Annotated in this window: 21 protein-coding genes; 11 read left to right on the forward strand and 10 right to left on the reverse strand. The window is 47.5% G+C overall.

Annotation, left to right across the window (positions count from 1 at the left end):
• Positions 1-113: 113 nt before the first annotated feature.
• Entirely contained in the window at positions 114-779 is a 666-nt protein-coding gene (locus DDZ15_RS13165) for a YiaD family glycine zipper/OmpA-like lipoprotein (RefSeq protein WP_109647577.1), read from the reverse strand.
• A 249-nt stretch (positions 780-1,028) separates the two neighbouring features.
• Here DDZ15_RS13165 and DDZ15_RS13170 point away from each other — a divergent pair, with 249 nt between their 5' ends.
• Entirely contained in the window at positions 1,029-1,814 is a 786-nt protein-coding gene (locus DDZ15_RS13170) for a hypothetical protein (RefSeq protein ID WP_109647578.1), read from the forward strand.
• Positions 1,815-1,838: 24 nt separating this feature from the next.
• Here DDZ15_RS13170 and DDZ15_RS13175 read toward each other — a convergent pair whose 3' ends face one another.
• On the reverse strand, positions 1,839-2,837 hold the full coding sequence (locus DDZ15_RS13175; protein WP_109647579.1) for a sugar nucleotidyltransferase: 999 nt from the start codon (positions 2,835-2,837) through the stop codon (positions 1,839-1,841).
• A gap of 254 nt (positions 2,838-3,091) precedes the next feature.
• Between DDZ15_RS13175 and DDZ15_RS13180 the strand changes: the two genes are divergently transcribed.
• Together DDZ15_RS13180 and DDZ15_RS13185 are read left to right on the forward strand one after the other, a co-directional pair.
• Positions 3,092-4,771, forward strand: a complete 1,680-nt coding sequence (locus tag DDZ15_RS13180) for a UDP-N-acetylmuramoyl-tripeptide--D-alanyl-D-alanine ligase (protein WP_242979029.1) — start codon at positions 3,092-3,094, stop codon at positions 4,769-4,771.
• Between the two features lie 269 nt (positions 4,772-5,040).
• Positions 5,041-5,415: a hypothetical protein gene (locus tag DDZ15_RS13185; RefSeq protein WP_146198593.1), complete on the forward strand. Its 375-nt coding sequence runs from the start codon at positions 5,041-5,043 to the stop codon at positions 5,413-5,415.
• Between the two features lie 28 nt (positions 5,416-5,443).
• On the opposite strand, the gene DDZ15_RS13190 is transcribed toward DDZ15_RS13185, so the two are convergent.
• On the reverse strand, positions 5,444-6,670 hold the full coding sequence (locus DDZ15_RS13190) for an FtsX-like permease family protein (protein ID WP_109647582.1): 1,227 nt from the start codon (positions 6,668-6,670) through the stop codon (positions 5,444-5,446).
• Between the two features lie 114 nt (positions 6,671-6,784).
• Between DDZ15_RS13190 and glgB the strand changes: the two genes are divergently transcribed.
• From glgB to rho, 8 genes are all read left to right on the forward strand, one after another.
• Complete coding sequence (glgB, locus tag DDZ15_RS13195) at positions 6,785-8,980, forward strand: 1,4-alpha-glucan branching protein GlgB (protein WP_109647583.1); 2,196 nt, start codon at positions 6,785-6,787, stop codon at positions 8,978-8,980.
• Between the two features lie 94 nt (positions 8,981-9,074).
• On the forward strand, positions 9,075-10,583 hold the full coding sequence (gene malQ, locus DDZ15_RS13200; protein ID WP_109647584.1) for a 4-alpha-glucanotransferase: 1,509 nt from the start codon (positions 9,075-9,077) through the stop codon (positions 10,581-10,583).
• 80 nt (positions 10,584-10,663) lie between these two features.
• A complete protein-coding gene (locus DDZ15_RS13205) occupies positions 10,664-11,488 on the forward strand; it encodes a phosphosulfolactate synthase (protein ID WP_109647585.1) in 825 nt (274 codons plus the stop codon).
• A 19-nt stretch (positions 11,489-11,507) separates the two neighbouring features.
• Positions 11,508-12,314 (forward strand): glycogen/starch synthase, encoded by an 807-nt coding sequence (locus DDZ15_RS13210; protein ID WP_109647772.1) that lies wholly within the window; start codon positions 11,508-11,510, stop codon positions 12,312-12,314.
• Entirely contained in the window at positions 12,307-13,593 is a 1,287-nt protein-coding gene (locus DDZ15_RS13215; protein WP_109647586.1) for a hypothetical protein, read from the forward strand. The genes DDZ15_RS13210 and DDZ15_RS13215 overlap by 8 nt, the downstream gene beginning before the upstream one ends.
• Positions 13,594-13,603: 10 nt before the next feature.
• A complete protein-coding gene (locus DDZ15_RS13220; protein ID WP_109647587.1) occupies positions 13,604-14,929 on the forward strand; it encodes a hypothetical protein in 1,326 nt (441 codons plus the stop codon).
• A gap of 69 nt (positions 14,930-14,998) precedes the next feature.
• Positions 14,999-16,315, forward strand: coding sequence for a tetratricopeptide repeat protein (locus DDZ15_RS13225; RefSeq protein ID WP_109647588.1), 1,317 nt, complete (start codon positions 14,999-15,001; stop codon positions 16,313-16,315).
• 197 nt (positions 16,316-16,512) lie between these two features.
• On the forward strand, positions 16,513-17,748 hold the full coding sequence (rho, locus tag DDZ15_RS13230; protein WP_109647589.1) for a transcription termination factor Rho: 1,236 nt from the start codon (positions 16,513-16,515) through the stop codon (positions 17,746-17,748).
• Positions 17,749-17,801: 53 nt separating this feature from the next.
• Here rho and DDZ15_RS13235 read toward each other — a convergent pair whose 3' ends face one another.
• The 7 genes from DDZ15_RS13235 to miaA all read right to left on the reverse strand — a co-directional run bounded on the left by DDZ15_RS13235 (position 17,802) and on the right by miaA (position 22,231).
• On the reverse strand, positions 17,802-18,119 hold the full coding sequence (locus DDZ15_RS13235; protein ID WP_109647590.1) for a rhodanese-like domain-containing protein: 318 nt from the start codon (positions 18,117-18,119) through the stop codon (positions 17,802-17,804).
• A 61-nt stretch (positions 18,120-18,180) separates the two neighbouring features.
• The gene (lptB, locus tag DDZ15_RS13240) at positions 18,181-18,936 is read right to left on the reverse strand and encodes an LPS export ABC transporter ATP-binding protein (RefSeq protein WP_109647591.1); all 756 of its coding nucleotides are present in this window, start codon (positions 18,934-18,936) and stop codon (positions 18,181-18,183) included.
• A complete protein-coding gene (locus DDZ15_RS13245) occupies positions 18,933-19,967 on the reverse strand; it encodes a M42 family metallopeptidase (RefSeq protein WP_109647592.1) in 1,035 nt (344 codons plus the stop codon). Before DDZ15_RS13245 ends, lptB begins: the two co-directional genes overlap by 4 nt.
• A 3-nt stretch (positions 19,968-19,970) precedes the next feature.
• Complete coding sequence (gene purQ / locus DDZ15_RS13250) at positions 19,971-20,672, reverse strand: phosphoribosylformylglycinamidine synthase subunit PurQ (RefSeq protein ID WP_109647593.1); 702 nt, start codon at positions 20,670-20,672, stop codon at positions 19,971-19,973.
• Between the two features lie 4 nt (positions 20,673-20,676).
• Entirely contained in the window at positions 20,677-21,009 is a 333-nt protein-coding gene (locus DDZ15_RS13255; protein ID WP_109647594.1) for an ATP-dependent Clp protease adaptor ClpS, read from the reverse strand.
• A 6-nt stretch (positions 21,010-21,015) separates the two neighbouring features.
• Positions 21,016-21,264 carry a phosphoribosylformylglycinamidine synthase subunit PurS gene (purS, locus tag DDZ15_RS13260; RefSeq protein ID WP_109647595.1) on the reverse strand — a complete coding sequence of 83 codons (249 nt, stop codon included), beginning with the start codon at positions 21,262-21,264 and terminating at the stop codon, positions 21,016-21,018.
• 34 nt (positions 21,265-21,298) lie between these two features.
• On the reverse strand, positions 21,299-22,231 hold the full coding sequence (miaA, locus tag DDZ15_RS13265) for a tRNA (adenosine(37)-N6)-dimethylallyltransferase MiaA (RefSeq protein ID WP_242979031.1): 933 nt from the start codon (positions 22,229-22,231) through the stop codon (positions 21,299-21,301).
• Positions 22,232-22,379 lie beyond the last annotated feature (148 nt).

Raw genomic sequence — 22,379 nt, forward strand, 5'->3', positions numbered from 1 at the left:
TAAAAACTATTGGCTTAGCAATCAGCATGATATGGTCGTTTCGGGAGGAATTGTAATATCAAACAAAAAAACCCCGGCCATCATACTGACCGGGGCTTGTAAACGGATCTGATTTAATTGGCAGTTTGCAGCTGTTCCACATATTCCGGACTGGCATAGATCGCCACCTCAACCCGGCGGTTTTCCTGCCTTCCTGCATCCGTATCATTGTCTGCGATCGGTTCGTACTCTCCTCTTCCCTCAATCTCAATGCGCGATGGGGCAAGGCCCTGTTCGATCATATATTCAGCGGCAGACTGCGCGCGGCGCTCGCTGAGGCCCAGGTTATACATCTCATCACCTACTGAATCGGTGTGTCCCACTATCAGAAGAATGGTATTGTCATCGCGGTTTATGATTTCAGTAAGCTTCTGCAGATTATCGATCGATTCCTGTCGAAGAGCAGCCGAATCGAAAGAAAAAAGAATACCGCTGTCGAAGCTGACGGCAATTCCCTCCTCAACTCGCTGAATGGTTACGCCCTCCATCTCTTCCTGCATTTCGCGTGCCTTACGGTCCATATTTCGTCCGATAATGGCGCCTACCGTTCCGCCCACTGCAGCTCCGGCAATGGCACCGCCTGCCGTACTTCCCAGAGTCTTGCCGATTACGGCTCCCGCAGCAGCTCCGGCGCCGCTTCCAATCACGGTACCTTTGGCTGTATTGCTCCAGTTTGAGCAGCCCGAAATCAACAATGCTGCTGACAAAACGAGGGTGAATACCAATGTGAATTTATTCATTCTTATAAACTTGTTTTTAGGGTTAAAAGGCTCCGCAGGACCAACGTATATTTGTCATAAAATTGCGGACATTCAATTGTAGTCGCTTTTACAGATATTTGTTTCGCACCCCGTCGGAGAGTTGACGCACCAGCGGTCCTTACCGCTCAGATTCAGGATTATTCGCATGAATATGTTATACATTTTTTTCAAAAGTCAGAATAAAATTCATGAGAATTTCATTCAAATAAAAACCTGTTGGTATAGCTGATGTTTGATCTTAAGCAGATCTTGCTATGTATCAGTGCCGGGATGATCGTGATCCTTTCATCCTGTGCGCCGGATCCCGTTTTCAGGCTGCAAAGCGATGATGAAAACGCGGATGACCATAACAGTGTGATGCAAAACGGGATGGAGTACCTGATCAGCGATCTGGATCAGTCCGGAGCTGTACTGGCCTATTACAGGCACATAGGCGATCGAATCGTGATGGACCTTGAAGTATTCAATTACTCTGATGAAGTGGTTCGATTTGCCCCCTCAGATGTACATTATGTGGCCCGAAGCCGTGATTTCAAGCAAAATGCGAATGGTGAACTGGAGTGGTTTCAACATGTGATTGAGGAAGGATCTGCCATTGATCCTGAAAAAACGATGCTTGATATCGACATGGCTGCTTCGCGGGAAGAGGCTCAGGAACGTACCGCATTGCTTTTGGACGGCATATCAGCAACGCTTGATCTTGCTTCAGACATCTCCGATGCGGGGAATCTAACCCGCAATGAATTGCGTAAACGGGAGAATCGCAGAATCCGCGATGCCATATACAGGACCGAAAGACGCGATTATTATTACCAAAATATAGCGTCACTAAATAATCAAAGAACATATTGGGAAACCCGCAGCTTACGGACAACAGACCTGCTCCCGGATGAGTCGGTTGCCGGGGAAATCAGTATTCCCCTGATTGAAAACGCCACAGAATACGAGGTTATCATTCACATTGGTGGCGAGAAGCATAGGTTCCGCTATCTGCAAAGAGAGTACAAGCCCTGAGTTAAACAGCTTCTATCTGCTTAATCAGCCCTGCTTCAAAATCGAATGATCGCCCACATGCACTTCGCCGGTCGCGCCGGTCAGTTCTGTGTGGTTTCCGATTGTGGAATCCTCAAGGGTGCAATCGGCCAGTGCGGCATTTTTCTGAACAATGCTGTTCTTTATCCGGCTATTTTTGATTACGGTATCTGCTTCGATGCTTACATACGGACCAATTTCACTTCCCGTTATGGTTGCATTGTCCCCGATGAATACAGGGGGGTGTATGGTTGTATCCGGATACTCGTCATAAGCATGGTTCTCCTTGGCCAGTATTTCACCGGTGGTTTCCAGCCAGGCCGGCAGGGTACCGCAGTCAAGCCATTCATCAACAGTGGCCTTCTTAAACACCTTTCCGTCCTTGAGAAGACGGTCGAGCGCGTCGGTAAGCTGATATTCATTGCCATGACCCGTAATATCGTTGTCCAGCAGGTACTGAATCTCCCTTTTCAGGTCTTCACCCTTTTTAAAATAGTAAACTCCTATAATGGCAAGGTTTGAGATAGGCTCACTTGGCTTTTCAACAAAATCGGTAATGGTATCGCCCTCATGAACCGCTACACCGAACCGTGAAGGATCTTCAACCTCCTTAAGCCAGATAACGCTGTCGGCATCATCAACCGTTACCTTCTCCTTGGAATCAAACAGGGTATCGGCAAATACAATGATTACCTCACCGCTCAGATCTTCTTCAGCACATGATACCGCATGAGCCGTGCCGAGGGCTCTATCCTGGACCCGGAACGTGGCTTTGGCATCGTGACGCGTGCTCATCTCTTTAAGAGTTTCCTTGATTTCACGGCCGAAATCAGGCCCGAGAATATAAACGATCTCATCAATGGTTCGGTCGAGTGTTCGGGCAAAGGTCTCCACTATTCGTTCAACAATCATAGTGCCTGCAACAGGAAGCAGAGGTTTAGGTGTAGTGTGTGAATGGGGTCGTACACGGGTTCCCCTTCCCGCCATAGGTATGATAAGTTTCATGTCTTGGTCTGGATTTTTTAATTCCGGATGACGATGCTGCTTTGCCGCCCTTTTGACAGTTATTTTTTAAAAATGATTTCTTCTTTCTTGTGAATGTAAATCTTTATTTTATCGGACGGAAATATACAGGTTGATGAATCCATTATCGAATGAGAATCTTTAAATAGATCTCAATGCCATGGTATAGTTCACAACCGGCAGGGGCCGGCCGTTAACGGCCTGTTGAAAAATCGTGATCATCAAAACGGGATAAATTGGACCTTTATTCACTTACAATGAACGGAATCGTGATACTGCTGATTGCGATTTTCATACGCCACTCTCTGTACAGGCTTCGCTTCTTCTCTCACATGTTTCAGCAGCTGGGTTACAAAACAGGTGAGTACAGAAAATGGCTGGGCAGTCATTTTTACTCCCATGCCGTTACACCCGAACACATCTTCTACAATATCATCATACTACTGATGATTTATCTATTCGCAGACAGGGTTACACTGACTGCAGGAGCGCTGGTTATGTTTGTTTTTGCGCTTTTCTGGTTTGTTGGTATTTCCCGCTATCAGGAGGAGAAAGAGAAAAAGCCGCTGGTCTACACTGCAAGAATGAAGAGGCTTGGAATCACAGCTTTGGTCCTGATGGGCATAAGCTGGTTTATTCTGATTGATTTTGCCTACCGCGGTCTGCAATTGAGAGATTTTGCCGCTCCTTTTATCAGTACGGATCCCTACTTTCTCGGATTCGGTATGATCATCGTAGATATGTTTGTGCCCCTGATACTGATGGCCGCAGCCTGGCTGATGAAACCCGTTGAAAACATAATACAGAACGGATTCAAAAAGCAGGCCAGGAATAAACTTTCCTCTCTTCCCAACCTGAAAGTAATCGCCATAACGGGCAGTTACGGTAAAACCAGCACCAAGTTTGTGATTAACTCTTTTTTGAAAGAGCGGATGAATGTTTGTGTTACTCCCGGAAGCTTCAATACGCCGATGGGAATTTGCAAGGTGATCAACAATGAGCTGGATGCTACTCATCAGGTTTTGATTCTGGAAATGGGGGCGCGGTATCGAGGCAATATTCTGGAACTTTGCAGAATAGCGAGGCCGGATATATCCGTTATAACCAACGTGGGGCTTGCGCACCTCGAAACGTTTGGCTCTCAGGATGTCATTGCCTACGAAAAGGGAACCCTTGCAAGGGAGCTTAAACCGGGAGGGGTCCTCGTCCTGAACGGTGACGACGAGCGCGTGAGGGCTATGGCAGAGTATCGAGATGACGTGAAGATCGTTTTCACAGGGCAGGAGGGGTCTGTAAGGGCTGCCGATATATCTGTTTCACCCGAAGGAACGCATTTTACGATGAGCTGGCTCGACAGCGACGGAGTTGTTGAAGCCCAGGAGAGAGTTCAGACACCTCTGCTTGGATTCCATAATATTCAGAATGTACTCTTGGGTGCTGCCATTGCGCGTGAGTTTGGTATACGGCTCAAAACGGTGGCCCTGGCCGCCTCCAGGCTTGAACCGGTTGAGCACAGGCTGGAGCTCAAACAGCGAAACGGCCTCACCATCATCGACGATGCCTTTAACTCCAACCCCGTGGGGGCCAAAAATGCCGTGGATATACTCGCGTCATTCGGATCGGGGCGCAAAATTCTGATCACGCCCGGTATGATTGAGCTGGGTGAGCTTGAAGACGAGGAGAACAGAAAATTTGGAGAGCATATCGCCAGGGCAGGACTCGACCTGGTCATACTGGTAGGCAGGGAACAGACAAAAGCCATTGCAGAAGGAATTGCATCGGTGAACGGCGAAACCAATGAATCAGTCCGGATTGTAAAATCCCTTTTTGAGGCCAACGACATACTGCAGGAGTATGCACAGACCGGCGATGTGGTGCTCTATGAAAACGATCTGCCCGATACATATAACGAGTGAGTCAGCCCAAGGCCCCGGATAAGTTTCCGGGGAAGGGTCTCTCAGTGTTAGAGAGGATTGATATTCCTATGCTCTTATCTCAACTGACGGCAATTTCGTCTCTTTAATCTGTCTGATCTCAAATTTTGCGCCTTCCCGGATCGCATGTTGATGTGATTTTGCCATTTTTGCGAAACATCGCGGTACAGCATTGGTTTTCTATGCTACATGCACGCGCCATCGGCAGATATGCTCTGCAGATTGCGGCTACTCAGAAAACGGAGGAAACCATGAAATCACATGTATTTAAACTGCTCGGACTGATAATCATCTCTTATGCTTTGGCAGGATGTACGGCAACCGGCGGACTTATCATCTACCCTGAACCGGTTGTGATCGGAAATCCTCCGCCTCCCGAATATAGAAGCGAAAGGATCTATCATAAGAAGTCTGAAAGGCGCTATTCAGGAAGGAACCACCGAAAAGGTTATGTTACCTTTGCATATGGCAATAAGACGTTCAGGGTACCGCCCGGACACATGCCGCGCAGGGGAGAGTGCAGGATATGGTATGTGCATCGCCCGCCGGGGCATCAGCCACCTCCCGGATCTTGCCGTGTACTTCGCCGCTATGTGCCGCATAATGCGGTATTAATCAGGGGCTGAAGCTGAAAACGAAGCGAAGGCTGTCTGTTTACTCTCCGCGAACGGCATCCGCAGGCTGTACCGCGGATGCGCGGAGTGCGGGGTACCAGCTTGCTGTAATGCAAAGCAACAGGCTGCCCCCTGCCACAAGAAGAATGTCGAGAGGCTGAATCATCACCGGATAGGCATCGATGATAAAAGAGGATGTAAGCTTCAGCAATCCGTACTCTTTCTGGGCCAGGCTGATCGCTATACCGACAATACCCCCGATACCGCACCCGATCAATCCGATTTGAAGCCCCTGGCTGATAAAAATTTTCTTGATGGTTTTGGGTGTCATTCCCATCGCAAGCAAAACGCCGATATCTTTCTTTTTCTGGATCACAATCATAGTCAGTGATCCAACAATGTTCAGCGCAGCGACCAGGACGATGATCATAAGAATAAAATAGGACCCCCACTTTTCTATATACATGACATCGTAAAGCGGTTTCTGCAAATCGTACCAGCTCTGCACGCTGTACTCATCTCCAAGCATCCGGTTCAGATCGGCCTTTACGATTTCAGCGCGTTCAAGATCATCAAGCTGCAGATCAAATCCCGTTACTTCATTTCTCATGTTGAAAAGACGCTGGGCAGCCTGAAGGTCGGCGTAGACCACTTCATCATCAATAATCTGCTGAATGGTGTAGCTGCCACGTACTGAAAACCGGCTCACACGAGGTACCGAAAATTGTGTGAGCGCACGCCGCATACCCGAAGGGCTGAGCAGTGCAATTTCATCTCCCGGGCTCAGCCCATAGCGGTTTACAAGCATATCCCCGATAACGATTCCGGGACGGTTGTTCTGTACCGACAGGTCAAAAATTCCGTTGCGAACGCTCTGCTCAAGCTCGGTGATACGAATGTAGGATCCTCTCTCGACGCCCCGAACCATAACCACTTCATTTTCGCGTTCACTGGAGATCAGCATGGCTCGTCCCTCAATGTAAGGAGCCAGGTTAACAACTTCGGGGTGCTCAAGAATCTTGTCAACCAAGGCGGGGTCGTAAGGCATGGCTGCAGCTCCCTTTTGTTCAATGCGGATATCAGGATCGAAAGAGAGCAGGAAGCCTCTGATCACATCAAAAAAGCCGTTAAACACAGAAAGCACAATAATCAGCAGTGCTGTGCCTAATGTAATGCCGGCGATGCTTATACCCGTTAAAACCGAGATAAGCGAAACATGCTTTCTTGAGAACAGATAGCGTCTGGATATAAAACGAATGATATTCATTCCTGAATTTGTATTTATCCCCTTTTAACAGTTCATTTGCTGATATCGATTAAATGGCAATATTATTATTTATATCTTTGCGGCCTGCCAGTTCAACTTTTGGGATAGAAAGACATGACGCTTAAAATCGAAGAAATTGATGCAATATCCAATGGAGATCACGGGGACCTTTTCGGGGTATTGGGATTACACACTGTGAACGTTGATGGGAAAGAAAAATTGGTTTTCAGAGCTTTTCGGCCTGATGCGAAAGAGCTTCACCTGCTTCTGGACGGCGTAAAAAAACCGGTGGAGGTTTCCAGGGTAAATGACGCAGGTTTTTTTGAACACCTGTTTGCACGCAGAAAAAAAAGGTTTGCGTACAAAATCAGGGTGATTCCCTATGAGGGGGAAGCGTATGAAATTGAGGACGCATACAGATTCGGCCCGCTCATTTCAGATTTTGATTTGCAGCTTTGGGGAGAAGGCAACCATCACCATGCATACCGGCTGATGGGAGCCCATCACAAAACGGTGGATGGCGTCGAGGGAACCCATTTTGTGGTATCTGCACCCAGTGCGGGACGGGTTAGTGTAATCGGTTCATTTAACGGCTGGGACGGCCGCATTCATGGTATGAGAAAGTACCATGATCAGGGTATATGGGAAACCTTCATTCCCCACGTTGCCAAAGGCGATCTCTATAAATATGAGATTAAATCCCATATGACTGACGCTCCGCTGAAGAAGGCGGATCCATATGCGGCTTCTTCAGAATTGCGGCCCGGAACCGCGTCGCGGGTGTGGGTTGAATCGTATGACTGGGGCGACCACAACTGGATGGACAACCGTAAGGAGCATCAGCACTTTAACCGGCCCGTCAGTATTTATGAAATTCATGCCGGTTCGTGGAAAAGAAAAGTAGGAGAAACACCCGGTTTTCTAAGTTATCGTGAGCTGGCGGAGGACCTGGTACCCTACGTCAGTGAAATGGGATTTACCCATGTTGAACTGATGCCTGTGGCCGAACATCCGTATGATCCTTCATGGGGATACCAGATAACGGGCTATTTTGCGCCTACCAGCCGCTTCGGCAACCCCGATGACTTCCGTTATTTTGTTGATGAGTGTCACAAGGCGGGCATAGGCGTAATCCTGGACTGGGTTCCGGCACACTTTACTAAAGATGACCACGGTTTGCGCCGCTTTGATGGTACGGCAATGTACGAACATGAGGATCCCAGGCTGGGAGAGCACACAGACTGGGGCACCTGCATTTTCAACTACGGGCGAACCGAAGTGATGAATTTTCTGATATCCAATGCGGTTTATTGGGCTGAAGAATTTCATATTGACGGGCTGAGGGTAGATGCCGTTGCATCGATGCTCTATCTTGACTATTCAAGGGATGAGGGGGAATGGATTCCGAATCAGTATGGCGGCAGGGAGAATCTGGAAGCGATACACTTTTTGCGGAGATTTAATGAGGTAATACATGAGTACTTCCCGGGTATACTTACATTTGCCGAGGAGTCAACCTCATGGCAGGGCGTATCCCGGCCCACATCATCCGGGGGGCTTGGATTTGACTTTAAGTGGAATATGGGGTGGATGAACGACACGCTTGCTTACATGGAAAAAGATCCCATATACAGAAAGTATCATCAGGACCAGCTCTCCTTTTCACTTATATATGCTTTTTCGGAACAGTTTATTTTGCCGCTGTCGCATGATGAAGTGGTTCACATGAAACAGTCGCTGCTCTCTAAAATGCCGGGTGATGACTGGCAGAAATTTGCCAACCTCCGTCTTCTTTATACATATATGTATGGCCATCCAGGAAAAAAGCTGCTCTTTATGGGAGATGAAATAGGCCAGTGGAGTGAGTGGACCGAGGCACACTCCATCGACTGGCACTTGCTGGAGTGGGAAAGCCATCAGGGTATCAAGAATATTGTTAAAGACCTGAACCGGCTCTATGTAGATGAGGGGGCATGCCACGAAATTGATTCAAGCTGGGAGGGTTTTGAGTGGATCGATATCAGCGATGCCGATAACAGTTTGCTGTCGTTTGTGCGCAGAGGCAGAAATCCGGATGATTTTTTGGTATTTCTGTTAAATTTCACGCCCTCAGTTCATAAAGAATATAAATTCGGGGTGCCGGAAGCGTGCGAGTACCGGGTAATTTTAAACAGTGATTCGGAATTTTACGGAGGCAGCAATGCGGGGCCTACAAAAGTTCAGGGTAAGAAAGGTCCCTGGCACAGTCAGCCGAACCATATTGTGGTGGATGTTCCGCCTCTTGCGGGAGTGGTTTTAAAACCGGTCTGAGCGCAGTAAGCACCTTCATTCACAGACGCAGCAGAGTCCTGCCGCTTCAACTAAGGCTAATCGGCAGAAATTTATTAATTCAGACAGATATAAAATGAGATTTCCGAGATCTTGCGGGACGCTTGTGCATCCCACTTCTTTTCCATCGAAATATGGTATGGGCGACCTTGGCAGTGAGGCCAGGGAATTTATTCAGTTTTTAGTCCGAACCAACCAGAGTATTTGGCAGGTGCTACCGCTGGGGCCAACCGGTTATGGAAACTCACCCTACGCAAGTTATTCGGCATTTGCGGGCAATCACTACCTGATTAGCCCGGACCGCCTGGTGGAAAAAGGTTTGCTGAAACCTGCCGAAGCTGCTGAAGCAGAACTCCCCGTTACTCTGCGCGCCGATTACGAAGGGTCGTACGAGGCAAAGGATACTCTCTATAAAACCGCAGCCGACCGTTACTATGAGCAAATGAACGGGGAGGAGAAAAAAAATCTGGACAGATTCAGAAAGCAGAACGAATACTGGCTGGATGACTACTGTCTTTTTATGGCTTGTTCAAAAGCCAACAGCAGAAAGCCATGGAACCTTTGGGATAAAAAACTGGCGCAGCGCGATCCTGAAACGATTGAGAAGATTCGCGAAAAATATGAGGATGAGCTTCGTTACCAGCTCTGGTATCAGTACGAATTCTTTAGTCAGTGGGCCGATCTCAAAAAATATGCGAACGATCGCGGCATTCGGGTTATTGGCGACATTCCAATTTTTGTAGATCACAACAGTGCGGATGTATGGTCAAACCCCTCCTATTTTGCAGTCGATAAACAGGGTAACCGGAAGCTGGTGGCAGGTGTACCGCCCGACTATTTCAGTGAAACAGGCCAGCTTTGGGGAAACCCCCTCTACAACTGGGAGGTAATGAAAAAGGATGGCTTTTCCTGGTGGATTGAGCGATTCAAGCAGATGTTTGAACTTTATGACGCGATCCGGGTAGACCATTTCAGGGGATTTGATGCCTATTGGGAAGTTCCAGCCAGCGAAAAAACGGCTATAAACGGAAAATGGGTTAAAGCTCCGGGACGTGAACTGTTCAAGACCATTCATGACAAGCTGGGCGAGCTTCCGATCATTGCAGAAGACCTTGGAGTTATGACGCCTTCTGTTGAGGAACTGCGCGACAGTTTTCATTTCCCCGGCATGAAAATACTTCAGTTTGCTTTTGATTCAGACTCTGAAAACGCTTTTCTCCCGCACAACTATTCGCAAAACAGTGTGACCTATACCGGTACCCACGATAATGATACAACCGTTGGCTGGTATGAATCCGCACCTGAAGTTGAAAAACACAGAATGAGAGAGTACACCCGTTCTGACGGATCACAGCCCGAATGGGAGCTGATCAGGCTGGGAATGCTGTCGGTGGCCGATCAGGCCATATTCCCGCTTCAGGACTATATGAGCCTGGGTACCGAACACCGGATGAACCTTCCTGCCACGGTTGGCGATAACTGGCTTTGGAGATACACTGCCGGGATGCTCCACAATATCGACGAAGCCAGAATTAAAAAGTTGGTAGATATGGGCAATCGTATAGCAAAGCAGTCTGAAGGCTAATAATCGGAATGAAGGCAGGCTTTTATTGAAAAGCACCGTTTCGTATCTTTAGCCGTTCCGTTAATGAAGAAAAACGTTGAATGTCATTTCATTTAAATCATCTGCCGGCTCGAACGGCCAAGCCCCGCAACAAGGGGATAACACTTGCACTTGACAAAGGTTACAGCATTCGCCAGGCTGAAGATTTTTGCGAATCCTCGGCTCTCTACACCGATATTGTTAAGCTGGGATGGGGCACATCATATGTGACCCAAAACCTGGAAGAAAAAATAGACGTTTACAACCGTAACGATATTCCGGTTTATTTCGGAGGAACCCTTTTTGAAGCCTATGTGCTCAGAGATCAGCTTGACGCTTATGTTGAGCTGTTAAAACGGTATGGTTTGCGCTACGTAGAGGTTTCTAATGGTACTATTTTGCTTTCCGAAAAGCGCAAGCTCGACATTATTGAACAACTCAGCAAGGATTTTACCGTTCTGTCTGAAGTGGGCAGTAAAAATCCGAATGATATCATTCCACCCTACAAGTGGGTAAAAATGATCCGGAATGAAATGAATGCAGGTGCGTGGAAAGTAATTTGCGAAGCCCGTGAAAGCGGAACAGTTGGTGTATTCAGGCCAAACGGTGAAATCCGGTCCGGGTTAATTGATGAAATTGCCGATCAGGTTCCTGTTGAAAATCTGCTCTTCGAAGCACCTCAGAAAGAACAGCAGGTTTGGTTTATCAGAAAATTTGGCAGCAATGTAAACCTGGGGAATATCAATCCTTCAGAGGTAATTTCTGTTGAAACGCTTCGCCTGGGCCTTCGAAGCGACACACTTTTCGACTTTTATTCAATAGAAGACGAACAGTTCAGAGACTTCTATCCGGGCAATGGAAGTCAGGGGTTATCAGAACAGAAATAAAGCAATTCAACTTACATCTATGAAAATACTTTACGCAGCTACCGAAATCGCACCTTTTGCCCGAATGACGCACACCGCAGACCTGCTTCGTTTCCTGCCTGCATCACTTCAGGACCAGGGATTTGAAATCAGAATACTGCTCCCAAAGTTTGGCACGATTAACGACAGGCGCAACAGGCTTCACGAAGTTATTCGCCTTTCAGGCATTGAAGTGGAAGTTGGCGAAAATGTTGAGAGCATGAAGATCAAAGTTGCCAGTATTCCCAATGCAAAACTGCAGGTCTACTTTCTCGATAACGACAAGTATTTCAAGAGAAAGGGGATGTTTACAAACCCCAAAACAGATGAATTCTACGATGACAATGACGAACGCCTGGCGTTCTACAATAAAGGTGTGATCGAAACAGTTATTAGTCTCGGATGGGAGCCGGACATCATCCACTGCCACGACTGGCCTGCAGGACTAATCCCGCTGCTTGTTCGTGAAAAGTACAATAACGAGGATATTTTTAAGAACACCAGCATTGTTTATAATCTGCACCATCCTGAAAATAAAGGATTTTTTGAGGGGACCAGGATTCTGGAGCTTCTTGGACTGCCCGAAAGCGTGGATCTGGATTCATTTGTTGAAGACGGAAAAGTGAATCTTCTTAAGGCAGGGCTCAGATACAGTGATCACGTTGTTACCGGCAATCACCTTTCTGATCAGTTCGATGACCTGTTCAAGGAATTAAATATCAAACCAACTAAAATACAGGGTTCGCCCGAAGATGTATCTAAGAAATTTGCTGAATACTACCGGGAGATTGCCGGAGAAGATGAATAATCGGGAAATCCTGAAAACAGCCCGGTCAATCGGGCAAAAGCTTGCTATAAAAGGCAGTCGATGGTCAATCGCTGCCTTTCTTCTTCTGGGCGTGATTGCTGCCGGTTGCGAGTCTTCGGGAACGGTGGGAGATGGGTTAAGGCCGGATGACAATGATATCGTCAAAACCGTTGAGAATATCGACGGCGGTGGCCTTGAAGTAATTGTTGAAAATACATTTTCCGGACGCCTTCAGCAGTCTGCTGCCGGTTATTTTGAAGATCCCGTATACGGCACAATACGTGCTGTTTCCCTGTTTAAGCCGAGCATATCCAGGGCTACGGTCGATTCGATTTTTGAAGGGGATTACATAACCCTGAAACTCTCTCAGAGTGTGGTTGATTACGGGGATACCACGTCAGTATCAGATTTCACCATATATGAGGCCGGAGAGCTTTGGAGGGGAAATGAACTTCGATACAATCAGGAGATAAGTATCGATCAGAGCACCCCCGTAGCGACATTTCAAATGGCCAATGAAGACAGTATAGAGGTTGAACTGAGCGCTGAATGGACCGATAAATTCAAATCTTACTTCAACTCAATCTCAAGCTCGCGCGACTCTACCTACATCAACGAGTTTCCCGGTCTTGCCATCGTTCCTTCACCTGCCAATTCCAGAATCCACTTTTTCAGACACCTTCAGCAAACAGATGAAGAAGAGCGGGAAACTGAATTCATTGTATACACGGTAAATCCGGACGACAGCGATGAAGAAGAACCCGATCCGATTGCACAGCCTCTTACGCTGAGAGACTGGGGCGCATCGGTGATACGGACGAATGAGCCCGACTATGACAGCGGTATCGTACTGCATAACAGCGAGCGGATTCTGAGGGTCGATCCTGAGTTTACCCGGGAAGAACTCAGAAACAAGAACATCGTGAATGCATCCCTGGTGCTTACCAAAAACACCATGCAGGAAGATCTCTATCCCTCGTTTGAACGTCCCGAACTGTTTTCAATCAGGGCGCATGAATTCGATCCTGTGCCATCCGACATTACTTCTGAAATGTTTATTACATCTGCAGCCTATAACGGGCTGGTGGATGAAGGTGAAAACACATACCGGCTCGATATTACGCGGTATGTACTTAATGAGGTGTTCGGCGATGAGGGAGAGGGGCCGCTGTTCATATCGCTTCAGGCCGTAAACGGCCTGCTATATTCAGCTACGTTCTATGACGAGACGGCAGCCGAAGACCTCCGCCCGCGCATTGTGATAACATCAGTCGATTAATACAGGTCAGATGAGATTAATATCCGCCATATTCTTTTTTACAGTTGTAATTGCATCCTTCCTCCTGCCTGAAAACTCTTCGGCTCAGGCGCGTGATCTTGCAAGCTCCGGTTCATTCTACTCAGGCTTTGGGTTCGGGCTTCCTGTTGATGTAAAATCCCCCTACACTGATGGAATGGGGGTTGCAGGAGTTTCCACATTTACAAATATGACCACCAGCACGGCCAATCCGGCGCATTGGGGCTTGATCGGATTTACACAGGGAAATCTGACCCTGTCAATGAATGGTTTCCGTGCAACTGACAGGAATTCGTCCGCCGAAAACGCACTTCTGGCATTCAAGAACTTTCAGCTGGTAATTCCTGTGCTTCGGAACAGACTGGGTGTTTCAGCTTCATTTACACCATTAACCCGTTCAAATTTCGAGGTTTTTGAGGAAGGAAACTTTGATCCGCTCGATGTATCATCCCAAACGGACGATGTTAACTTTATCTCAAATATTGCGGGAACCGGAGGAATAAACCGGTTTGAAATTGGAATGGGGCTCCGGCTGACCGAAAATCTGTCGGCCGGTTATGGCTTTTCAGCAAACCTGCTGGCACAGCAGCAGGAAAGTACCGTTGCATTTTCTGATGCACGATATGCCTCCATCCTGACGAACAGGGACCTCAGCGGATATGGGTACGGCCACCGCTTTGGACTATTCATGTTTAAAGAAGACCTGTTTAACGAAGATGATCAGCTGTCAGTGGGGGCTTCCGTCAATTTGCCTGTCACTATTGATGCGACACGCACAATTTCAACATTCAGGACCGTCGAAAATCAGCGGACCCTGATAGAGCTGAATGAAGGTTCACCCGACCGCAACGGAACTGTAACATTACCATTGGAATTTAACGCAGGCCTTACGTATAATTTAAGTCGCTTTGTAAATGTTACCGCTGAAATGCTGATGCAGGAGTGGGATGAAGCCCGCTACAGCTACAGTGCACAGCAGGAGGCATATTACAAAAACCGGGTTAAGACCGGATTGGGGGTACAATACCATCCTTACAGGGATGAGCAGGCCGATGGCTTATTGTCGGGGCTCAAGTACAGTTTCGGAACAAGCTACGATACGGGGCACCTGTCGATTAACGGCAATGATATTGAGACAATCCTTTTTAATGCGGGTATCGGAGTGATCTCCACAAGATCCTCGTCATCCATTGATTTAAACTTTCATTATGGGATCCGGGGAACACAATCGTCAGATTTAGTTAAAGAGAATATATGGGGATTTACACTTTCACTGAATTTAGCCGAATTTATGTTTGTAAGGCCTAAATTCCAGTAAAACTTGGCGAAGTGTAATAAAATCTCCTTATAAACAGTTTTATATACGTCAGTAACCAACATCAGAACCATGAAAAAATACATCGCAGTATTCGCACTTTTATTCGCTTATTCCACAGAGGCTTTTTCGCAAAGCGAACCTCCCTACGGCATGAGCGAGATTCAGGCATACTCAATTTTCTACGAAAATTACAGAACCGGCAACTATGATATGGCCCTGCAGTTTGGTAAGTGGATGCTTGAGAAAAAACCCATGGAAATTGAGGGAGCTAACCGTTTTAGCCTTCCGAAGCAGTTTGAACGGATGATTGACGTATATGCTGAACTCTCAAAACAGGCAAACGACCCTACCATGCGTTCGGCTTATATCGATACCGCTCTCGCTATTTATGACGATGCATTTGCCACGTTTGATGAAGAGAATATCGATTACTATGACTGGTACTTTAACCGTGGTCGTTTTCATCAGGAGCATCAAAGCCAGATCAGTGACGGTTTGCAGAAAGCATACTCCGACTATGAAAAAGCTTACGAGCTTGATCCCGAGCGTCTGGTACAGGCCGGAGACGGATACTACATTCAAATTCTTGTGTCGAATTACGTAAACAAGGATGAAAGGGATAAAGCTCTTTCAATGATGGAGGAAGTGGAGCCGATGGCCGGAGAGTCTTTGCAATCGGCATTTGATGAATTCAGAAATGAGCTGTTTTCCGATCCTGAGGAGAGAATTACATTCCTTGAATCACAGCTCGAAGAGGATCCCGGTAATCTTGAACTTATACAGGAGCTTGCAGAGCTGAATGAAGATCAGGGCAACCGCGCTGAAGCAATCAGGTATGCGGAACGCCTCTACGAACTGAACAAGACGTACGAAAATGCAAGACGCCTTGCCGAGTATGATCTTTCCGATGCGCAGTACCAGGAAGCAATCCGGTACCTTCGCGAAGCACTCAACCTTACGGATGACGCTGATGAGAAGAAACGCGTGAACCTTGAGATTGCCGAAACATATCAAAATACCGGTAACCTTCAGGAAGCAAGAAGATATGCACGGGCTGCAAGCCAGCTCGACCGCAGCTGGGGAGAGCCGTATATTCGTATTGCATCCATCTATGCGGCGGCAGTCACACAGTGTACGTCCGGACGCCAGATCGACCGTGACGACCGCGTGGTCTACTGGCTGGTACTCGACTATCTCGACCAGGCCCGAAATGTGGACTCTTCTGTAGCCAGTACGGTACAGCGCCAATACAGAACGTATGAGCCCGTACTTCCATCATCCGAGGATAAATTTTTCAGAGGCTGGGAACCGGGTGATGAAATAGAGATAGATGGAAGCCTGCGCGACTGTTACGCCTGGATCAACGAAACAACAACAGTTCGCTGATTTTTTATAACCGATTTCCTTCCTTATCTTGGTGTTATGTGGTGCTCATTACCGATGAGCACCACAATTCTTCTCTCCGGTTCTGCTATCCAGGCGGAATTTTTAATGCTCTTCTTTCTTAAAGAACGATATCACAAGCAATACTTTCAGACAGCTGAAATAAAGACAAAGACAACTAATTCATTAACCATTGGTGCATGGCACGATCACATAAACACAAAGGCCGTTCTCAAAAAGGCAAAGGCAAAGGAAAAGGGAAAGGCAAGCAAAAGGGAAAAAAGAAAAGCGGATTTGTACCACAATTCCACCATAATCAGCAAACCCGTATAGGCGGCAGATATAACGGAATTCTGGAGATCAATCAGAAGGGATATGGATTTATCAGGAGAATAGACTTTGAGTTCAGTTACGATCCAAAAGATCCGTTTCTGAAACCTGAAGAGGTTAAGCATCATGACCTCAGATCCGGATTGGTGTTGGAAGGAGAGTTTGAGCAGGATCAGAGCGGAAATCGCCACGTTCACTCAATTGATGTAATCAATGGCCGCCCGGCAGCTGAATGGCAAAAAATAAACCGGTTTGAACTGCAAACGCCCATCATGCCGGATCAATACATACAACTCGGACATAATCCGGACGATATCGAACTTCGGGTTATTGATCTCGTTGCACCTATTGGAAAAGGTCAGCGCGCGCTGATCGTGGCGCCTCCGCGCACGGGTAAAACCGTTTTGTTGAAGAAAATTGCAAAGAGTTTAACCGATAACCATCCGAATATCCATACGGGCATACTGCTGGTGGATGAGCGGCCTGAGGAAGTAACGGACTTTCTTAGATCAACCAATGCTGAAGTATTTGCCTCATCCAACGATAAACCCACTGAAAGCCACGTGCGCATTTCTGAAATGGCCCTTGGCTATGTGAAGCGCAAAGCCGAATTCGGAGAGCACGCTGTGCTTCTTATCGATTCACTGACGCGACTGGGACGTGCTTATAACGCCGCTCAGACAAACAGCGGACGAACACTATCCGGTGGACTGGATATCCGCGCCCTGGAGATTCCCAAGAAAATATTCGGGTCAGCCCGAAAAATAGAGGGTGGCGGATCACTGACGATTATTGCTACATGCCTGGTCGAAACCAACTCCCGGATGGATGACCTCATCTTTGAAGAGTTTAAGGGTACCGGTAATATGGAACTGGTACTGGACCGCGAAATAGCAAACGATCGTATTTATCCCGCTATCAATATTGCGGCTTCCGGAACGCGGAATGAAGATAAATTCATCACCGACTCCCTTGAGGAGAGAAATATGGTTCGCAGATTTCTGCTCAAAAAAGCACCCAAAGAGTCCATGCAGATGCTGCTTCAGGTTATGCGGCGCACCGAGAGCAATGACGAAATCTTTAAGCAGATCGCAGCCACAACCTGATTAAACAGACTCAATACACGTACAGAGTCTCTGTCTGTATAAAGCGGTGAGGTTTAGTACTGCGGAATTGAGGGATCAATTTTTGCGGCCCACTCGTTAATACCTCCCTTCAGGCGCGAAGATTTTACAAAACCGTTTTCGGTAAGCAGTTCAACCGCATCTCCTGCGGAACTTCCGGAACGGCAGAGTACAATAATCTCCTGCTTTTTGTTAAGCTCATCCATACGGCTGTTCAGCTCATCAAACGGAATGCGGGTGGTGCCCTCAAGATCTGCCATGTAGTATTCGTGCGGTTCACGTACATCAAGAAGAGTAAAGTCATCTCCGCTATCCATTCGCTCTTTTAATTCTTCTGCGGTCGTTTCTTTCATCCTGTTGTATTATGTGGTGTAGTCTGTTATGCGGATTGATAGTAATGTTCTGGCAGGTTAATCACCTGTAACGGTCGAGTTTAAACTGCCGGCCCAGGTACAGCTGGCGGGCTTCCTCATCATCTGCAAGCTCCTCCGCTGTTCCTTCCCGTAAAATTCTTCCCTCAAACATCAGGTAAGCACGATCGGTGATGGCGAGAGTTTCATGCACGTTATGGTCTGTGATAAAGATTCCGATATTACGGTTTTTCAGATCAGCTACAATTTCCTGAATATCCTCAACCGCAATCGGGTCCACACCGGCAAAGGGTTCGTCAAGCAAGAAAAATTTGGGATCCGTTACAAGTGCCCTGGCGATTTCCGTTCTGCGGCGCTCTCCGCCCGAGAGGCTGTACCCTTTGGTGTTTACTACTTTCTGGAGACCAAACTCTTCGATAAGATGGTCAACACGTTCGTTAATCTCTTTTTTGGACAGTCCGTGGAATTCGAGTACGGCCTGTAGGTTTTGCCTTACGGTGAGGTTGCGGAACACGCTGGCCTCCTGAGCCAGGTATCCGATACCCATACGAGCCCGTTGATACATCGGTTTACGGGTAATATTTTTATCATCCAAAAACACCCGTCCGGAGTTGGGCTTTACAATACCGGTAAACATGTAAAAAGTGGTGGTTTTCCCTGCGCCGTTGGGGCCGAGTAATCCCACAATTTCGCCCTGGTTCACATTGATCGATACATGGTCCACAACGGTGCGCTTGCGGTAACTTTTCACAAGTTCGCTGCTGTGCAGTTTCATGGGTTGTGAATCAGGTGCTGTCATTCGAATGAATAGTTTCCGATCTGCTCAATACAAGTTCGTGTAAGACGGATACCTGCCTCAATATCTTTTACTGCGCAGGTTTCAACCATGCTGTGAACATACCTTGTAGGGCAGGAGATGGATGTGACATGGCTTCCGATGCCCATGAGATACTGCATGGCGGATGTATCGGTGCCTCCGGCCGTGAGCACCTCACGCTGAACCGGTATAGAATTATCTTCTGCAAGCTTCTCGAGATGCTGAACCAAAGAGGGTGTACAGATGATACTTTTATCCATCACCTTGATCCCGATTCCTTCCCCCAATGTGGTACATTTCTGATGATCGCTTACGCCGGGCAAATCATTTGCGAGGGTAATATCGAGGGCAATGCCTATTTCGGGCTGAATGGCATTTGAAGCGACTCGTGCGCCGCGCACTCCCACCTCTTCCTGAACTGTAAAAACTGCATAAAGGTCACAATTTGTGGAACCGGCCTGCATCAGTGCTTCTGCCAGGATGTAAACGGATACCCGGTTGTCAAGAGATTTTGAGGTGACGCAATCACCCATTTGAACGAGATTCTTTTCCCGTGTAACCGGAGTTCCGTCGGGAACCAGTTCTTTTACCTTTTCGTGATCCAGGATACCGGTGTCTATGTAGAGATTCTCAAGTTTTGATTTCTCTTTTTTCTCAGAATCCGACTGTATATGAATGGGTTTGCTGCCGATCACACCACGCAGTGTTTCTTTGCCGTGGATTACCACCCGCTGGGTAACCAGGGTTTCAGCGTCGAAGCCTCCGAGGGTTGAAAACCGGATAAACCCCTCTTTGTCCACCTTGGTGGTGATCAATGAAATTTCATCCAGATGAGCGGCCATCATTACCCTTGGCCCGGTACCCTTTTTGCGTGCGATCAGATTACCCATCCGGTCCGTGTAGATCTCGTCAACATGTGGTTCCAGTACATTCATTACGAGGTCGCGGACAGGTTTTTCATGTCCCGGAGCTCCGGGAGCCTCTGTGATGGAAGCAAGCAGTTCGTGGTTCATTGATCAGGCGATATGAAGTGAATTGAAAACCGATTCAAAAAAGAGTTTACCGTCGTCGGAACCCAGTACACTTTCCATGGCCCGTTCGGGGTGCGGCATCATTCCAAGCACATTGCCTGACGGGTTTGTGATCCCCGCGATGGCGGAGACGGACCCGTTAAAATTACTCTCTTCCGTCAACTGCCCATTTTCATCACAATACCGGAATGCGATTTGATCCTGGTCTTCCAGCCTGGCCAGACCCTCTTCATCAATAAAGTAATTACCTTCCCCGTGCGACACGGGAACGCGGATCACCTGGCCTGTTTCCATACCTGAGGTAAAGAGAGACCGGTTGCTTTCAACCCGAATGTGAACCTGTTTGCATACAAATCTCAGATCTTCATTGTGCAGCATTGCCCCGGGAAGCAGACCCGCTTCAAGGAGAATCTGGAAACCGTTGCAAATTCCCAGAACCGGGTTTCCTTTTTTTGCAAAATCCATAACGGCATTCATGATCGGGGAAAATCTGGCAATTGCCCCTGAACGCAGATAGTCGCCGTATGAGAAACCGCCGGGTACAATCAGCAGATCGATGCCTGAAAGGTCGGAATCCTTGTGCCAGAGAAACTCCGTATCAGCATCCATCACATGCTTCATGGCGTGGTATGCGTCATGGTCGCAATTTGAACCCGGAAAAACGATTACACCAATTCTTTTTGACACTCTTCTATCCTTTAATTTCAGTAATAAGTTGAATTTCCTGTAAAACAGAGTTGATTTTCAGACACTCTTCAAAGCTACCCTCAAATACAACGGCTTTGCCGTCATTGTGAACTTTCAGTGTGAGCTCTTCAGCTTTTGCCGTACTGCATCCCAGTGCCTTGATGAGCTGATCTATCACCTCATCGAATGTATGAATGTCGTCATCATACAAAATGAGCTTCCACGGTGTATCAACAGAGTCTTTCTCTTCGGTCTCCTCAAGAACGTCCACATCCGGTGTTTTAACCGGTTCCGGCAGCGCGTTAATGATATAGAAGTCTGAGTAGGGATCTGGCATAAGCGGTTAAGCTTTTTCGATAAGAATCCGATAGTCCTCCATCACTTCATTTGCGAGGAGTTTTGAACAGGCTTCATCAGCCAGCTTGTACGCTTCATCATCGTTAGCGGCTTCAATGTCCATTTCCACGAATTTTCCAATCCTGACATCCCTGGCTTCGTCAAGGCCAAGATTGTGCAATGCACTGCGTGCAGCCTTGCCTTTTGGATCAAGGATGGATTTTCGAAGGGTAATGTTGATTTTCGCTTTATACATGCTCAAATTTCTTGTTTTGATCAAAGCATTAAAGTTAACCTTTATTAGTGTCAGCCGCTACCTGAGCGCAGATATAATCGGCAGCTTCCTGTTTGCTTAATCGGCTCATGTCCAGCCAATTAACAAAGTCCCATCTCCTCAGCCAGGTGATCTGTCGTTTTGCATATCGACGCGTTGCCGTTTTAATATCTTCTGCCATTTTATCGTAGCCGATGCTGCCGTTGAGATAGTCAATGACCTGCCTGTACCCCACCGTTTGCAGTGACTGAAGTTCGGGGCTGTACCCCTGCGAAAGGATGGCTTCTGTCTCCTCAACAAGCCCCTCCTCAAGCATTCTGTCGGTTCTCATAGAGATACGGTCATGAAGAACCTTTCTGGGATGATGGAGGGCGAACAAAATGTAATTTTCGGGCAGGGTGGGTTTCTCATGGGTGTGAAAGCTGCTGAACGGCTTTCCGGTCTGCATCCAGACGTCGAGTGCGCGGTAAATGCGCTGACGGTTCATTCCGTCCATTGATGCTGCATAGTCGGGGTCGTGCTCCTGCAGCATGCCGTATAGATATTCAATACCCTTTTTCTGCTCCCACTCTTTCAGCGTGCTGAGATTTTGTTCATTTGCTCCCGGAAGGTCGTCCAAAGGCTGTATCAGAGACTGCAGATGCAGCGTGCTCCCCCCGCAAAAGATTACGGTATGGTTGCGCCGCTCTATCTCCTCTGCAGCTTTGAGTGCCCGTATCCGAAAAGAGGCTGCCGTGTCGTTTTCGGTAAGATCAAGAATGGAAATGTTGTGATGGGGAACTTCGGATAAATCCTCTTCCGGGGGTTTGGCTGTACCGATATCGAGCATTCGGTAACACTGCCTGGAATCGACAGATACAATCTCACCGTCGAGAAGTCTTGCAATACGCATGGCAAGTGAGCTCTTTCCGGAGGCAGTAGGGCCGGCTATGATTATTCTCATACTCATGCTGTAAAGATAAGGGAATTGACCAACGCACAAAGAGGGAATCGGGCCCGTTCGATGATTCGCCCCGAATGGGAGAAATACATTGTTTTTGATAATACAGGTCCTCTTTTATTGTTGCGGTAAGAGGCAGGATTTGTTAGTATAAGTT

Source organism: Rhodohalobacter mucosus, from assembly GCF_003150675.1.
GTDB classification, from domain to species: domain Bacteria; phylum Bacteroidota; class Rhodothermia; order Balneolales; family Balneolaceae; genus Rhodohalobacter; species Rhodohalobacter mucosus.

Coding starts and splice junctions, on each gene's coding strand:
- glgB (WP_109647583.1), top strand. CDS start 6,785: ATGACGCTTAAAATCGAAGAAATTGATGCAATATCCAATGGAGATCAC.
- DDZ15_RS13220 (WP_109647587.1), top strand. CDS start 13,604: ATGAGATTAATATCCGCCATATTCTTTTTTACAGTTGTAATTGCATCC.
- purS (WP_109647595.1), bottom strand. CDS start 21,264: ATGTATAAAGCGAAAATCAACATTACCCTTCGAAAATCCATCCTTGAT.
- DDZ15_RS13245 (WP_109647592.1), bottom strand. CDS start 19,967: ATGAACCACGAACTGCTTGCTTCCATCACAGAGGCTCCCGGAGCTCCG.
- miaA (WP_242979031.1), bottom strand. CDS start 22,231: ATGAGTATGAGAATAATCATAGCCGGCCCTACTGCCTCCGGAAAGAGC.
- malQ (WP_109647584.1), top strand. CDS start 9,075: ATGAGATTTCCGAGATCTTGCGGGACGCTTGTGCATCCCACTTCTTTT.
- DDZ15_RS13165 (WP_109647577.1), bottom strand. CDS start 779: ATGAATAAATTCACATTGGTATTCACCCTCGTTTTGTCAGCAGCATTG.
- lptB (WP_109647591.1), bottom strand. CDS start 18,936: ATGACAGCACCTGATTCACAACCCATGAAACTGCACAGCAGCGAACTT.
- DDZ15_RS13175 (WP_109647579.1), bottom strand. CDS start 2,837: ATGAAACTTATCATACCTATGGCGGGAAGGGGAACCCGTGTACGACCC.
- DDZ15_RS13205 (WP_109647585.1), top strand. CDS start 10,664: ATGTCATTTCATTTAAATCATCTGCCGGCTCGAACGGCCAAGCCCCGC.
- DDZ15_RS13255 (WP_109647594.1), bottom strand. CDS start 21,009: ATGCCAGATCCCTACTCAGACTTCTATATCATTAACGCGCTGCCGGAA.
- DDZ15_RS13210 (WP_109647772.1), top strand. CDS start 11,508: ATGAAAATACTTTACGCAGCTACCGAAATCGCACCTTTTGCCCGAATG.
- DDZ15_RS13215 (WP_109647586.1), top strand. CDS start 12,307: ATGAATAATCGGGAAATCCTGAAAACAGCCCGGTCAATCGGGCAAAAG.
- DDZ15_RS13235 (WP_109647590.1), bottom strand. CDS start 18,119: ATGAAAGAAACGACCGCAGAAGAATTAAAAGAGCGAATGGATAGCGGA.
- DDZ15_RS13185 (WP_146198593.1), top strand. CDS start 5,041: ATGAAATCACATGTATTTAAACTGCTCGGACTGATAATCATCTCTTAT.
- DDZ15_RS13170 (WP_109647578.1), top strand. CDS start 1,029: ATGTTTGATCTTAAGCAGATCTTGCTATGTATCAGTGCCGGGATGATC.
- rho (WP_109647589.1), top strand. CDS start 16,513: ATGGCACGATCACATAAACACAAAGGCCGTTCTCAAAAAGGCAAAGGC.
- DDZ15_RS13190 (WP_109647582.1), bottom strand. CDS start 6,670: ATGAATATCATTCGTTTTATATCCAGACGCTATCTGTTCTCAAGAAAG.
- DDZ15_RS13225 (WP_109647588.1), top strand. CDS start 14,999: ATGAAAAAATACATCGCAGTATTCGCACTTTTATTCGCTTATTCCACA.